The organism is Clostridium sulfidigenes (genome assembly GCF_052067195.1).
In the GTDB taxonomy this organism is placed as follows: Bacteria; Bacillota; Clostridia; order Clostridiales; family Clostridiaceae; genus Clostridium_J; species Clostridium_J sulfidigenes.
Map to the genome: position 1 here is coordinate 83,800 of NZ_JBQHQR010000008.1, position 15,410 is coordinate 99,209.

The window sequence follows — 15,410 nt, forward strand, 5'->3', positions numbered from 1 at the left end:
GTATTTTACATAATACTGCATTTTTTATTTTTTTACTAAATATTGTATACCTATAGAAAATATAATGTTAAAATATAGTAAATAATATTTTAAAAGGAGGACATATGAAGATTTTAAATAAAATTCTATTAATAGTATTATTAATTTTCTGTGTTGTTCTAAGTGGTTGTAATAACAATAATAAATATGAAGAAGCCTCCTCTTTCACTGATGGCCTAGCAGCAGTTAAACTTAGAGGTCTATGGGGATTTATTGATACAGAAGAAAATCTAGTTATAACTCCAACCTATGAAGAAGCACATTCATTTTATAACAATATAGCCCCTGTAAAAAAAGATGGATTTTGGGGTGCTATAGATAAAAAGAATAATGTGATAATTCCTTTTGATTATGAAGAAGCTACTATTGTATCTGATACTCTCATTTCTGTTAAAAAAAACAGTAAGTATGGTTGTATAGACTTTAAAAACAATATAGTAGTTGATTTCGTATCTGAAACCCCAATTTCATTATATAATTGTGGAGAGGAAAATATAGCCATTATAACAGAAAACAATTACCAAGGCTTTATAGCTTTAAATACTAATTTAAAGGTAGAGCCCAAGTATACTGCCATAATGCCTAACAATTCTATAGTTCATCTTGAAAGTAACGGAAAATTTGGTTTTGTAAATCTAGAAAGTAAAACTATAGTAGAACCTAAATATTCTTATTACTTAAGCTTCAATGATGATTTAGCTCCTGTAGATATAGATGGAAAGTTTGGTTATATAAATACTAAAGATAAAATGATAATTAAACCTATTTACGATGGGGCTGATTCATTTATTAATGGACTAGCTACAGTATATCTTGATGGTAAGACTGGATGTATAGACAAGAATGGTGATGTTGTAATTCCATTTAAATATGATTATATAAACTCCTTTTGGGAAAGTGATGTTTTGCTAGCTTCCTTAGACAACAAGGTTGCTCTTATGAATACTAAAGGAGAATTGCTCTTTGAACCTAAGTTTGAATACATTGAATTAGGTTCAGGAGATGATATGTTTGCTGCTAGCTATGTAGATGAAGATGGTAACCGTAAGAATGTATTTATAAATAAACAAGGTGAAATTATACTTAACACAGACTATACTGAAATTTATCCATTCTATGATGGCTTTGCTACCATTTATAAGTCAAGCAAATGTGGTATCTTAGCTTCTAATGGAATTGAGGTAGTTCCTCCTATTTATGATGAGGTTTATAATATTGATTCATCTAGAAATATATTTCAAGTATGCCTAAATGGTAAATGGGGTCTTATAGATAAAACCCAAAAGGAAATTTTAAAATGCGAATATGATATTATTGACCCCTACAATGAAAATATCTTTTTAGTAAGTAAAGATAATAAATGGGGGCTTTATAACAAATCCTCTAATAAGTTTACAGATATCATATATGATGAAATCACTCCTTCCTTCGGGGATATAGCTCCTATATCTGTAAAATTAGATAATCAGTGGTTTTACATTGATGAAGATGGTAATAAACTAAAGTAATTTTTAAATCATAGTTATATGAAATATTTTATAATTACACTAATACTTTAAAGAATATATAAGTTTTAAAGGATGCATGATGGATATATTTATTATGCATCCTTTTCATATCTCTCTAAAGCTCTCATAAAGTTACCCTCTACTAATTCACTTAACTTTTCAATAATCTTATGAGAATCTTCCTTCATTCCACCATTCATCCACTGAATTACCAAACCTGTAAATGCTAAAGTATAAAAATTTGCAATAAACTTTTTATTGTCTTCTGTAGCTCTCATATTCTGAGAAACTTCATTAACTACTCCAATAATTAAATCATAAGTAACTGTGTAAAGATATGAATCTAGGTGATTCTTTCCTAAAGAATTTAAAGTATTCATGCAAAATCTTCTATTGCTTTCTATATAGTTGAAAATCTTTTGAAATCCATCAGTCCAGGTGTTATAACTTCTGTATTGTGATATGCTTTCTACGGCTTCTGTTTCATAAATCCATTCCAGTAGATTGTATATATCTTGAAAATGATAGTAAAATGTTTGTCTATTTAATCCACAGTTATTAACTATCTCTTTAACAGATATCTTATTTAAAGGTATAGAATTCATTAATTCCTTCAAAGATTTAGCTAATGCTTTTTTTGTTATTATTGAATTTGACATAGGTACTTATTTCCTCCCTATGGATTTTTTCATCTTTACATTTACTATACATTATATTATCCTTTTAATCCATTAATTTTCTATTACCCCTCTTTAAAATTTATAAATATTTATGCAACAATAAAAGCTATCTATAAAATAGTTAAACCTATTAAGTTAACCGATTTATAGATAGCTCTATGATTTATAATATTATATGATATACTTAAGTCGCAATAACATTATAAATGTTTTCTTTTATAATAATTTACTGTTCTATTACTTGATGAGCTCCAACCTTTACAAATTCTTGAGCATCAGTATTAATAAGTTTTTCCATCCAATCGTTACCTGCATTTGTAGGAACAGTAACTCTAACTGTCATTTTAATAAAATCTCTAACTTCCATTCCATTTTCATATACTCTATTAGGAACATTTGGATCTAATTTTGCATGACCATGCTGAGAAGTAAAGTTTACCATCTCAAGCTTTAAACCATCAACTAATTTAGGGTTAAATTGCACTGTTGTATCTGCTTTTAGTGTTCCGTAATTAGCAACTATTATGTCTCTTTCGAAAGTATCTCCTGGCTTAACATTTTCATAGCTTAATGTCTTTCCACCATCTTTGTCAACTACTTCTGTAACTTTTGATGTGGCCTTCCAACTATCAGCATTGGCATCTGTAGCCCAATATGCTTTTACATCTAGTTTACCCATTGTGATGTTTACTTCATTTTTTAATGAATCACTATCAGTAAAATAAGCATAAGTACCATATCCTCCTACCCCTGTTGTAATTGCTGCTGCCATTAATAATGACACAATTTTAATTTTAGTTTTCAATTTAAATTCCTCCCATAAAATATAATATTTATTATATAATGGTGTGGATTCACTATTAACTCCATATTCACTAAGTGACCATATACAGTGAATACTTCTTCGCTCCCTTTATAACCCTTTTGAAAATGTAAAATTAAATTTTAAATAATATTAATAAAGTTAACTATTCAATACTTTTTTTCTTTATTCTAAGCAATTTAACTTCTTTAAATATTTCCTTTAAAATATAGTACATAATTATTATCCAAGCCAACGCTAAAAATTGAATGCTTTGCATTTTACTTATTATAAATCCACATTTAGGTATTTTGAAACAATACCTAGATATTATCTGACCAGAACTTATTTGATTCTCATCATTAACTTTATTAGCATCACCTTTAGTAGTAAAGGTAGTTCCATTTTCATCTTTTTGAACTATTCTATGTGTTACTAACATATTCCCTACTTTAAATGTAATAACATCGCTAACCTTAAGTATAGATGCATCTTTTATTTTAGCGCCAATTATTAAATCTTGTGAGTAAAACTCCGGATTCATACTTTCTGATAATACATTTAAATAAGTATAGCCAAGTATACTTGGTACATATTCCTTATCAACTCTTATTTTTAAACTTTGAATTATAATAGTAAACAATAATATAATTAATACATAACTCACTGTTTTTTTTGCATACTTAAATATTTTTTTTAAAATATTCTTATCCTGTTGTTTTCTTTTTTCTTTTCTCATTATTTTTAATTTCCTTTCTACCATAAAATAATTTTAATAAACTATTAAATATGAATACTTTAATTAGAATAGCTTAACTACTTACTCTAATTATTTAAAGGAACCCATTCAACCCATTCAAGAATAATATATATTAATTTACATATAATGTATTTATATACTTATATTACCTTCTACAACTATCATTGTCAACATATTTTTGTTATTATATACCATTTTCAAAAAAATAAAAAGTTACCCTTTCACAAAAGTTTCAAGGTAACTCTCTTGCGTATATAAAAACATATAAGGTATATAAAATATGAATCTATTGCTTACTTTATAATATTACCATTGCTTGTAATAGTAATCTCAGTATATGGTACAATTACCTCTGAAGTAAGCATGGCACTTTTAACTGAAGCTACTATTCCTGAGCAGCATGGCACTTCCATTCTAACTACAGTTATACTCTTTATATTGTTCTTCTTAAGTATTTCAGTTAATTTATTCTTATAATGTTCATTGTCATCAAGTTTTGGACATCCTATTACTGTAACTTTATCCTTCATAAAGTCTCTATGGAAATTCCCATAAGCATAAGCTGTACAATCTGCTGCTACTAATAAGTTAGCATCCTTTAGATATGGCGCACTAGTATTTATTAAGTTCAATTGTACCGGCCATTGCATAAGCTCAGAGTTGTTTTCAGTAGTATTCTCTCTTTTTTTAGGCATAGTTTCCATAGTGATTATTGGTTTTCTTTCAATGGTTTTAGCCATTGTTCCAGGACATCCACATGGCAACTTTTCTTCCCCACCAATGTTTATATCTTTAATCTCTTTAGACTTATTATCTAATTCTAAAATTCTTGTCTTTACTGCATCATCATCATATTCATCCGCTTCTCTTTCTATAATCTCTATAGCTGCTGTAGGACAATTGGGTAAGCAATCTCCTAATCCATCACAATATATATCGCTAACAAGCTTTGCCTTTCCATTAACTAATTCTATAGCTTTTTCATGACAAGCCGTAACACATAATCCGCAGCCATTACACTTTTCTTCATGAATCTTAATTATTTTTCTCTTCATAACAAATCCTCCTAAACCTATTATTTAATCTCATTTAGCATATTTCTCAAAATTATATTTTTTAGCACACTTATTTTTTGTTTATTTTCAACACCAAGTTTAAAATAAACTATATTTACTATATCTTAATTATAACTAGATATCCATAATAGGTCTGTAACTTTTGTTACACAACTAAATTTTTATTTATCTTACTAATTTTCTTGTTAAGGTACCTATTCCTACCCCCATCATAATTACTCCTACTATCATTTCAGTATTTGCAACTATATAAGAAGCTGGTATTGGCGTTTCATTATCAGACCCTAGCCCTGTAAATAATTCAACACTTATATTTATACATTGATTCATTTGACTTAGAAATTCATTGAAGCTTTTTGGTAAACCTATACCCCACCAGTAACTAATTATTTGGCTTTGTGATGAATATCCCAAAGTCAAATACATAGTTGCAAAAATTAGTATTAAAACTAAAGAGGTTATTAATGGATATAATATTCGTTCTCCATACCCACAGGTAAACCAATAAATATAAGATATTGTTTTAGGTAATAGCTTTTTCAAGCTTTTTCTTTGCATATTCTTACAAAGATAATAGTATTCTCCAAAGTTGTTCTTCAAATTATTTTCATTATATTTATCAGCAATGGTTTCATATACTTCATATATCCCTTCATATTCATCCTTAGTTTTTTTCTTTGGCTGAATTTTATCAAAAAAAGTTTTTGGATCCAGTTTGCTTTTTAACTTATCATTAAATTCTAAATCCTCAATGTAAGTTGATATTATTTTTCCTCCTGATAAATCCACATCAACTAAATTAATTCTTTTCATATAAGAATTTATAATTATAGCATTAGACATATCTGTAAGTTCAAAAGATGTATGTTTAAGTTCACATTCATCAAAAATTAAATATGTAATATTAGAACTTAAAAACTTACAATATAACTTACACCTTTCAAAGATGCAAGATAAATTATCCTCCTTATTTAAAGACGGTACATTATTAATTTCTTTCAAAATCATAGTGCAATTTTCGAAAATTACTCCTCCCCCCCCAAAGTCACACTCTATGAACCTACATGCAACAAATGTGCAATTTTTAAACTTTATATTATAAAATTTACACTCTATAAACTCAGTGCATACAATATTTTTATCAGTAATCTCTAAAAAATACCCCTCATTTTCAGTTGAAGAATTATTTATAGTTCTATCTTTAATGCTTCTAAAACTATACTCTTCATCTGGTTTGATACTAATTTTGTTCTTATTATTTTTTATTTCACTAAATAGTTTCTTATTATTTTCTATTCTTTTATATAGCTCTTCCTTTCCCTTAAACACTTCTTCTTTAAAGTTTATATAAGGCATAAAAGTCCTCTCCTTTAAACATCTACTATTTTTTATACTAATACTACTTAGTATGATACCTTTATATAAGAATTACTCCTGTGCCTATATAGCTATTTTATTTTTCATCATAATGCTTTTTAAAAGAGAAAATAAAAAACTGCATCATCCTTAATTATCTGAGTTAATTTTATTACTCTTTAATTACAAGGCTGAAACAGTTTGTTTCAAATTCTATTTCTTTATAATTTTAATTTTTTTCTTAGGCACCTGAAAATAAATAATAAGTCAAAGATGGGAAGTATATTTTGAGTTAGACAAGGAAACAGGTTCCGCAGATAGTAGCACTATCTAAGGGTTCTGTTGACGCAGTATAACACAAAATAGACGAGTATTCTGACTTACTTATTTTTTGAAGATGCCTTACATAGATATGCTGCCATAATTGCTGTTGCTGGTACAGTTAGAATTATTCCTATAGTTCCTGATAGCCCTTGAATCAGTTCGGTACCAAGGATATCTAAATTCAGTAACCTATTAGCTGTCATACTGGAAGAGTATAATAAAATAAGTATGTTTATAGCTCCTCCTGCAAATGCTAAAATTAAAGTATTAGCCATAGTTCCTATTATATCTTTACCAATATTCATACCACTTTTAAATAATGCTTTTATACTCATAGTCTTATCTATGGAACTTATTTCAAATATAGATGAGGATATTGACATAGCTACATCCATAACGGCTCCCAATGCAGACACAAGAATCCCTGCAAAAAATATACCCTTTATTTTTAGATTAGTCGTTTCTGCTATATACATTATACTTTCTACCTGTGACATGTTTATTCCTGAGAGATTTGTGGTTTCACCAAATATGTAGGCAAGTATTCCTGCTATTAAAACTCCTATTAAAGTTCCTAATATAGCCGACAATGTTTTCTTATTTGTTCCTGATACTAGCACTAATGTAATTGATGTACTTATTATAGCTATTATTATAGCTGATATTATAGGACTTACACCTCTTAGCATTAATGGTACCATTAAAAATATTACGCATATCATTGTAAATAGTAATGCTACTATAGATTTTAAGCCTTTAAATCCTCCAACCAATAATATTACTAATAAAAATATAATAACCATAATAGATAAAGAAGTGCTTCTCTTAAAGCTAGATATAGCCACATCATTAAGCTTATCGTCCATAAAGTACATGGCAACTATTACCCTGTCACCTTTTTTAACTACAGTATTATATAGTCTACTTACATTATTAGTTATTTCATATTGATTTTCCACATAAGGACCATTTAATATTTTAACTGATACCTGTTGATATCCTAGTTCTATTTCTTCTATATACTTATCATCTTGCAAATTTTCTTTAATAACATTTACTATTTCTGCTTCATAATATTCTACTCCAGTACTTAGCTTGTCCAGCAAAAATCCATTAGTAAATATTAGTTTCGATGAAAAAACAATTAATATTCCTAATATAACGGTTACTGTTATTGTTATAATATCCTTCTTGTATTTATTTATATTCATTAATAACCCTCCTCTCACCTATTTTATTGTAAGGGGCTGTTTCAAACTTACTTTGAGTCAGCCCCTAAATTTAATGTCTAATTTTATTTTTTACTCTGCTCTGTATTCTCTCCTTTGTTTTTTCTCTTAAATAATAGAGTTATTCCTCCTCCAATTACTAAAACAGCTATAACTATTAGTACTATTGAAGAACTATCGCCTCCCGTTTGAGGTAAGTTTGAAGTGCTATTTCCTGAATTACTTGGTTTGTTTGGTTTGTTTGGTTTATTAGGTTTATTAGGTTTACTTGGATTTTCTGGTTTTTCGTTATCATTTTCACCTGGTTTTTCTTTATCTATTACAGTTACCTTTCTTGTCATAGTAGTATTATTTCCAGAGCTATCAGTTATGCTGTAAGTTAAAACATACTCTCCAGCCTCACTTATATCTACTGAACCTGTAATTACTATTTTTGAAGTTATATCTCCATCCTCTTTATCCGTAGCAGTTACACCTGATTTAGGATCAAAGTTATCTCCAACCTTTATTGTTATATTCTCAGCTCCATTAATCACTGGTTTTTCATTGGTTTCTTCACTTGGAATTAATATAATTTCTCCAGTATTTCTAACTCTAAGTCTTGCTCCTTCAGGATCCATTGAACCAAGTCCAATAGCTGATACTGTATCTCCAACTTTAATATTCTTATCCCATATTCCCTTTCTACCCTCATCTTTTCCATCCCATATATATCCTTCTACATATATCCTTGACTCTCCAGTGCCATCGTTAATATATAAATTAGATTTATCCATTCTAACTACCTTACCTTGCACCTGAATAAGCTTACCACCATTCTCAGCTATCATACTATTTCCTGTAGAAAGCTTTACTGGAGATATATCAACTGGGTTTTCATCAATAATTTGAATTTGAGCATCTTCATCCTTAACTTGAATTTCAAATTCACCCTGATATGCATCTACTGTACCTGTAACTCTAATTTTTTGTCCAACCCTTAATGGAGTTTTAGATACACCAAATATACATATACCTCCTGTTTCATCTTCTATATACACTACTTCAAAGAAGGAATTTTTAGGAGTTACTGCCTCTGACTGAGAAGTTACTATACCTTCTATAGTAAACTCTTCTCCTAGTAAATCAGGTACATTGTCCTTATTTGCATCTATTCTAACATCTTTGATATTTACTTTTTCAGCTACCTTCTCTGGCATCATCCAACCCATAATATTTTTTACTATTTTAATATTTGAGTAAGATATTGCATTTTGCCCATCTGTTTCAAAGTCTGAGAAAAATGTATTACCAGCTACTACTACCTTACCACCATTAATTAGCTCTTCTGCTCCAATAACTGATACCTTTCCTTGTGCTACTGGTATGTTATCTTTAGCATTATCTGCATCGCTAGTAGTTGTAGTTTCATAACCCTTTACTAAGAAATCTACCTTCTCTCCCTTAGCTCCATCTGCAAGGACAACTGAAGCTCCACTATAGAAGCTATATTGCTCTTTTCCATCTTCGATACCAGATACTAAATTGTATAATGGTGAACTGTATTTATTAAAATATAATCTATAAGGTTGACCACCATTAGTAGTATTATCAATAACTTGGTCATCATTTATTCTAAGTTCTGTTCCTATAGCTTCAAGTAATGGATTAAGCTGCCTATCATTGCTATATTCACCTTCACCATCCTTATAGTCAGCAATAGTAGTTACTATTATATTTCCTCCAGCCTTTACATAATCAGCAATAGCCTTTATCTCACTTGTCTCTAACTTACTCTTAGTTAAGTTATATTCTGACTTATCAATACTCTGTGGGTTTGTAAGAATAAATAAATCTACTCCCTTGAGAGTATCTGCAGTTATTGTCTCTTTATTTAAAGAAAGTATTGTATTTCTCTGTTGTAACAAATTTTTAAGAGAAGTATATTTTCCTGCATAATTTCCACTTACATATTGATTTACGTGAGCACCATCTATTACAACTCTATAAGTGTTTTCTGGATTTCTAACTTTGACTTTTACACTATTAGTAAATACTTTTTCACTGCCTTCATGATTTATTGTGGCTTTAGCATAAATTGTATATTCACCTTGTTTAGCAGGTATCCAATCTATTTGAACATTTTCGGTTTTAGTTCCTTCCACTAAAGGAATAACTTTTTCACCTACTTTATTTTCTGTTTTAATTTCATTTACAAAGAACTCCACCTTAGAGTCTTTTAAAGCCTTAGCTTCATTATTGTAAACTCCTACAGAAACTTGAACCTTTTCATTAGGTAAAGTTATTTCATTGTCTACAGTTACTGCAGTTAAACCAAAGTTACTACTATCCCCAACCCATACTGGTGCTGTAACAGCTATATCCTGATCACCCTGCACTATCTTTAAATAGTAGTAGGTATATTCTGGAGACAAATCAAACTGCCAATCTACATTTTTAGAATTAAATTCTTTAGATACAACCTCAACTCCACCATTAGAAATAACTGATACTTTCTTTATAGTATCATCATCCGTTATATTAACTTTAAAATTTAGTTTATCTACTTCACCTAAGGAACTTCCCATTAGACTACCATTTACTGTGTAATCAATAATCATATTCTCATCTTCTGAAGCATATACATTTAAATTTTTTATAGAATCATATATATCTCCCCTAGAGTTATCTGTGGCTATAATTACTGTTCTTGCATTATTAGCTGTAAACCACTTGCCCTTATGATTATCTTGGTTATTGGTTGGTGCAACATGCCATCCTTTATCAAGAGCTCTTGTATAATATTCATAACTTGGAAAATAACCTGAACCTCTTATTGGCCCCTCACCATTACCAACTTCCACTAAGTTTACAACCTTGTCTGTAGCCTCACTATAATAACCAAAGTCTGCAAAATCCCCAAAAGTCTTACCTGGATGATTTAATTGAGAAATTGACTGTGGTTGTGTTTGCAATGCATTGTAATAGTTTTGTAAATCCATGGCCTTATTTGATCTGGTTTCAAATCCTGGTGTATTAAATGTATTTATATGACCCCACCCTCCAGTAGAACCTGACCAAGTCATTTCATATCCATATATAGCTGTAAAATCATCTTCTTTATCATATTTATCCGCCGTAACCTGAGCATTTGTCCAAGCTTTGCTAGCTGAACCGTCTGCTAAGGAAGCTGCTGTATCATTATCAAACCAATTTGAGTGATCTGTTACTGCATAATAGTCAGCTCCATGATTCTTAGCCCAAGAATAAGCTTCATCTAAAGAACCTGTTCCATCTGAAATATTAGTATGTGAATGAAGTTGTCCGAAGTAGTGACTTAACTTACCTTTTTTGAAAGTCCATTCTTTACTTGAATAATTTCCCAAAGTATCTTTAGCTTCAATCTTTACTCTGTGACTTCCATCGTCTAAATCAGTAGTTGGTTTGTATAGAATAGATGTTGAAGTTATTGTAGCTTTTGAAGTTACATCTTCACCATCAAAGAACATTTTAATAGAATTTTTATCTACTCCTGTCCTATCTTTTATTGAAGCCTTTATTTCAGGTCTTGCTACATCTCCAATACCTACACCACTGTCTGGCACTAAATCATATATTTCTGGTCCAACTATATCTTCATTAGTTACTTCTACATTAAATATCCCCTCTTGCGGAATTCTTGTAGTATTAATTCCATCCTCAGCCATAAGATAATATTCTATACCCTTCAAATTCAGTTCTTCTTTAGATATTAATGCCATGTAATTTCCTTGTTCATCTTTAATCATATTTATAGCTTTAAAGACTTCTTCTCCCTTAATTCTATAGTTTAACATTGCACTTTTAACTTCTTTATTATCTTCAATAGAAGCTGTTATTTTGAGATCTTCCTCTATTGATGCTTTAAGAATTGGTTCATGTTTTATTATAGGCCCTTCAGTATCAGGAGCTTCTACCTTTGTAAATGTACAAGATGAACCATATATTTGTACAGTTGTGTTGTATTTCCCCATAGTTCCTTTAACATTAACTAAGTCACCAGTAACTACATTTATATCAGAAGGTACATAGTATATGTCTAACTTATCTTCTCCTTGAGTTAAGGTCTTAGCTGTAACATCTATAACTGCATTAGTTATTTCCACATATTTTGAGTCATGTTTTCCTGTTAATAACTCTTTTATAGTATAAGTTTCTGCAGTTGGCATACCACTATTAGATATAACCTTAATATCACTAGCCTGAAGTTGAGCTAATCCTTTAAAGGTATCTCTGGTACCTTTAACTTCAACTAAGGCTCCATTAACTGCAGCACTTAAATCTATCTTAGTGGAGTTATTTGATATTGCAATTGCACCTGTAGCATCTTGAATATGAAGGGTTTTATTTCTATCATTAAAGGAAACTATTCCCCTAACTACAGCTTCAACCCCATTAGTTAAATCTCTAGCTGATGATATAGTTATCACCTCTGAAGTTGGTGGATCTATTGGTGGTTCTCCCGGATCTGTAGTTCCTCCTCCAATACAAGAAATTTCTATATCATCTATAGCTAAGTTACCTGATCCTTTATTGAAAGTAAATCTTATAGCTGTAACTCCCTTTTCTAAAGAAACTGAAAAGGTACTTTCACTCGTTACTGTAATATCTGGTCCTTTTATCTCTTGCCACACATCATTAACTTTAACTTCTAATTTTAAAGTTGAAGTTATAGGACCATTTCCAACTTGTCCCTTATACCAAAAACTCAAAGTTCCTGTTGAAGGTAAATTGAATACTGGTGTTTCTAAAGTTTCAGTACTACTTCCACTCAATCGTCCAAATCCTAGTGAAGGTTTTGTTTTACCATAATTCCCATTTGTGTCATATCCGTCTAATACAGTAGCTTTTTCCCCATTTCTTGTAATTGTCCATCCTTCTCCTTCTGGTTTTACATTCTTTCTAGCTCCTGTAAAACCTTCTGAAAGGAGTATTGTTGTATCTTCATTATTATTAATAGCTCTTTCTACTGCATAAACATTTATACTTGGCATCACAATATAAGTTACTAAGAATAATAATGCACTAATTAGGCTTAAAAGTTTATTTTTTTTCTTTCCCAATTAACTGCCCCCCTTACAATATTTTATAATAATTATAACATTATATGGATATTATTTAAATTATTGTAATAAAACATTTAATCTTATATTATTCTATAAATTAACCATTTTTTTGAATTTATAAATATTTTTTATCAACTAATCAGTAAAATATGTAATTAAATAATCTAATTAATAAAATATTATCAATAAGATTGAATAAAAATAAGGCTATTTCAGTCAGTTGAGATAGCCTTATTTCTATATGCAAAATTTATATCTGTACTTTTATTATAAATTTTATTTTACACCCTTTTCTTTTCTGTAAATTTAGATATTACCATGGTACAAACCGTGTTACCTGCAGAATTTAATAAGGTTGCTGGCGCATCAATTATAGTTGCAATAACTAACATTATTGCTAAAGCCTCTGGAGGAAATCCAAATATACTTAATATTAGCATCTCACCAATGGAACCACCTACTGGTATAGCACCAACAACAGCTCCTACTAGTAATCCCACCATGAAAATAATAGTTAAAGTTCCCAAGCTATTAATGTCTCTTCCGAATATCGCAAATAAAAACATTATCTTATATATTCCACCTATCACTGAACCATCCTTATGGATATTTACACCTAAAGGCATAACTATATTAGCTAAGGAACTAGATACTCCCATATTTTTAGCTGCCTGAATATTTACTGGAATACAGGCTGCACTAGAACATGTAGCTAATGCTGTCACTGATGGTCCTGTGGAATTTCTCCAGAAAGCTTTTATACCTTCTTTACCCCCTGCTATATAGGCATAGAGAGTAAAGAATATAATAAAATATACTATAGATACTATCAAATACAGTACAAATACCTTTGCATATCCACTTAATATTTGACTTCCTAATTGACCAACTACGTTGGCAAAATATGCTGCTAATCCTATTGGAGCATAATACATTATTATATTTATCACCTTATTTACTACTATAGCGCCACTACTTAAAAAATTAGAAAACTCCTTTCCTTCTTCTTTTGCTAACATAGTTCCAAAACCTATAAGCATAGAAAATATTATAAGTGCCAATAGATTACTTCTAGATAACAACTGTGAAAAATCCCCTACAGTAATACTAGAAACTATTTTTTCTAAAAATCCTACTTGCTCCCTAGGTACAACTTGAGCACTATTCATTAACTCTGTAAACATAGACGAATTTAGTCCCTGTGCAGGATTAAAAATTTTGAAACTAGTTACCCCTATTATTCCTGATATAATAGCCGTACATGCAAATACTACTATTGTAATTCCAAGTATCTTTCCTAATTTTTTTGAGCTATCCATATTAGCAATAGCCGATGAAATACTAAAGAATACTAATGGTATCAGTATTGTAAATATTAAATTTAGAAATATTGTTCCCAGTGGTGCAAAAATACTTGCCCTTTCTCCCATGATCAACCCTATAACTCCACCTATAATAACTGAAATTATTAAAAATATCGAGGACTTATAATTTTTTAAAATCTCCATTTTTCCTCCTCCTTAAATAAAATAATATAATTAGTAATTTAATTTTCATATATGTTATAATCTTATTATATTCAACACTATGTACAATAAATATTGAATATACTGTTTAAAACATTGCAAAAACTGCTTTTTTAATAATATGATAAATGAAGTATATTTAGTTTTGGAGGTATCTTTATGGATAACACATATTCAAGTAACAAATCTGGATATCTTAATAAAGACTTTCAGCTTTTTCATATAAAGGACAAAAAAAATCAAGAATTCGAGTTTCATTATCATGACTTTAATAAAATAATAATCTTTTTATCTGGAAAAGTTACTTATTTAATTGAAGGGAAGGCTTATTATTTAAAGCCTTGGGATATTCTACTTGTAAACAATCATGATGTGCACAAGCCTATTATCGATTCTAATGAGACCTATGAACGTATAATTATTTGGGCTAATTCAGGTTTTATTGAAAATCATAATTATGAAGGTTGCGATTTATCAACTTGCTTTAAACTAGCAAAAGAGAAGAGTTTTAATTTAATAAGACTTGAAGATAAATTTCAAAATAACCTTAAAAATATCATATCTTCCTTAGAAGTATCATTTAACTCTCAAGATTTTGGAAGTAAACTTTTAGGTAACTCCCTCTTTATTCAACTAATTATATATCTTAACAGACTTTATCTTGATAAAACTTATATTACTACTAAGGATTCTTTAAAATACGATAAACAAATTGAAGAGATTTTAAAATATATAAACAATAACCTATCACAAGATCTATCCATTGAACTTATATGTAAGGAATTCTTTATAAGTAAATATTATTTAATGCATAAATTCAAAAATGAAACTGGGTATACTCTTCATAACTATATAATTCAGAAGAGATTATTTATGGCTCAAGAACTTATAAAATCTGGTGAGCCTGTAACTAAGGTTAGTTCCCTCTGTGGATTTAAGGATTACTCTAGTTTTCTACGTAGCTTTAAAAAGCTCTTTCACAAATCACCCCGAGAATATATAAATGCAATAAAATAAGCTGTCTCA

10 protein-coding genes and 1 riboswitch are annotated in these 15,410 nt (G+C 29.5%); of the genes, 2 read left to right on the forward strand and 8 right to left on the reverse strand.

Translation table 11 applies throughout. The features are described 5' to 3' along the window. Nucleotides 1-104 precede the first annotated feature (104 nt). Nucleotides 105-1,547: a WG repeat-containing protein gene (locus ACTNBA_RS11080; RefSeq protein ID WP_441074081.1), complete on the forward strand. Its 1,443-nt coding sequence runs from the start codon at nt 105-107 to the stop codon at nt 1,545-1,547. A 92-nt stretch (nt 1,548-1,639) separates the two neighbouring features. Here ACTNBA_RS11080 and dhaS read toward each other — a convergent pair whose 3' ends face one another. The 8 genes from dhaS to ACTNBA_RS11120 all read right to left on the reverse strand — a co-directional run bounded on the left by dhaS (nt 1,640) and on the right by ACTNBA_RS11120 (nt 14,366). Further along, nucleotides 1,640-2,206: a dihydroxyacetone kinase transcriptional activator DhaS gene (gene dhaS / locus ACTNBA_RS11085; protein ID WP_035133092.1), complete on the reverse strand. Its 567-nt coding sequence runs from the start codon at nt 2,204-2,206 to the stop codon at nt 1,640-1,642. Nucleotides 2,207-2,453: 247 nt separating this feature from the next. After that, entirely contained in the window at nt 2,454-3,032 is a 579-nt protein-coding gene (locus ACTNBA_RS11090; protein WP_441074083.1) for a TasA family protein, read from the reverse strand. Between the two features lie 31 nt (nt 3,033-3,063). Continuing rightward, nucleotides 3,064-3,148: riboswitch (cyclic di-GMP riboswitch) on the reverse strand. Between the two features lie 47 nt (nt 3,149-3,195). Next, a complete protein-coding gene (locus ACTNBA_RS11095; RefSeq protein ID WP_441074084.1) occupies nt 3,196-3,768 on the reverse strand; it encodes a signal peptidase I in 573 nt (190 codons plus the stop codon). Nucleotides 3,769-4,082: 314 nt separating this feature from the next. Then, nucleotides 4,083-4,844 carry an ATP-binding protein gene (locus tag ACTNBA_RS11100; protein ID WP_441074086.1) on the reverse strand — a complete coding sequence of 254 codons (762 nt, stop codon included), beginning with the start codon at nt 4,842-4,844 and terminating at the stop codon, nt 4,083-4,085. A gap of 186 nt (nt 4,845-5,030) precedes the next feature. After that, nucleotides 5,031-6,221: a pentapeptide repeat-containing protein gene (locus ACTNBA_RS11105; protein WP_441074087.1), complete on the reverse strand. Its 1,191-nt coding sequence runs from the start codon at nt 6,219-6,221 to the stop codon at nt 5,031-5,033. Nucleotides 6,222-6,601: 380 nt separating this feature from the next. Then, nucleotides 6,602-7,756 carry a YibE/F family protein gene (locus ACTNBA_RS11110; protein ID WP_150846047.1) on the reverse strand — a complete coding sequence of 385 codons (1,155 nt, stop codon included), beginning with the start codon at nt 7,754-7,756 and terminating at the stop codon, nt 6,602-6,604. 83 nt (nt 7,757-7,839) lie between these two features. Continuing rightward, entirely contained in the window at nt 7,840-12,855 is a 5,016-nt protein-coding gene (locus ACTNBA_RS11115) for a CehA/McbA family metallohydrolase (protein ID WP_441074088.1), read from the reverse strand. 284 nt (nt 12,856-13,139) lie between these two features. Then, nucleotides 13,140-14,366 carry a dicarboxylate/amino acid:cation symporter gene (locus ACTNBA_RS11120; protein ID WP_441074090.1) on the reverse strand — a complete coding sequence of 409 codons (1,227 nt, stop codon included), beginning with the start codon at nt 14,364-14,366 and terminating at the stop codon, nt 13,140-13,142. Nucleotides 14,367-14,543: 177 nt separating this feature from the next. On the opposite strand from ACTNBA_RS11120, the gene ACTNBA_RS11125 reads away from it, so the two are divergent. Beyond that, nucleotides 14,544-15,401 carry an AraC family transcriptional regulator gene (locus tag ACTNBA_RS11125; protein ID WP_346878542.1) on the forward strand — a complete coding sequence of 286 codons (858 nt, stop codon included), beginning with the start codon at nt 14,544-14,546 and terminating at the stop codon, nt 15,399-15,401. Nucleotides 15,402-15,410 lie beyond the last annotated feature (9 nt).

Coding starts and splice junctions, on each gene's coding strand:
- ACTNBA_RS11080 (WP_441074081.1), top strand. CDS start 105: ATGAAGATTTTAAATAAAATTCTATTAATAGTATTATTAATTTTCTGT.
- ACTNBA_RS11120 (WP_441074090.1), bottom strand. CDS start 14,366: ATGGAGATTTTAAAAAATTATAAGTCCTCGATATTTTTAATAATTTCA.
- ACTNBA_RS11110 (WP_150846047.1), bottom strand. CDS start 7,756: ATGAATATAAATAAATACAAGAAGGATATTATAACAATAACAGTAACC.
- ACTNBA_RS11125 (WP_346878542.1), top strand. CDS start 14,544: ATGGATAACACATATTCAAGTAACAAATCTGGATATCTTAATAAAGAC.
- ACTNBA_RS11105 (WP_441074087.1), bottom strand. CDS start 6,221: ATGCCTTATATAAACTTTAAAGAAGAAGTGTTTAAGGGAAAGGAAGAG.
- ACTNBA_RS11095 (WP_441074084.1), bottom strand. CDS start 3,768: ATGAGAAAAGAAAAAAGAAAACAACAGGATAAGAATATTTTAAAAAAA.
- dhaS (WP_035133092.1), bottom strand. CDS start 2,206: ATGTCAAATTCAATAATAACAAAAAAAGCATTAGCTAAATCTTTGAAG.
- ACTNBA_RS11100 (WP_441074086.1), bottom strand. CDS start 4,844: ATGAAGAGAAAAATAATTAAGATTCATGAAGAAAAGTGTAATGGCTGC.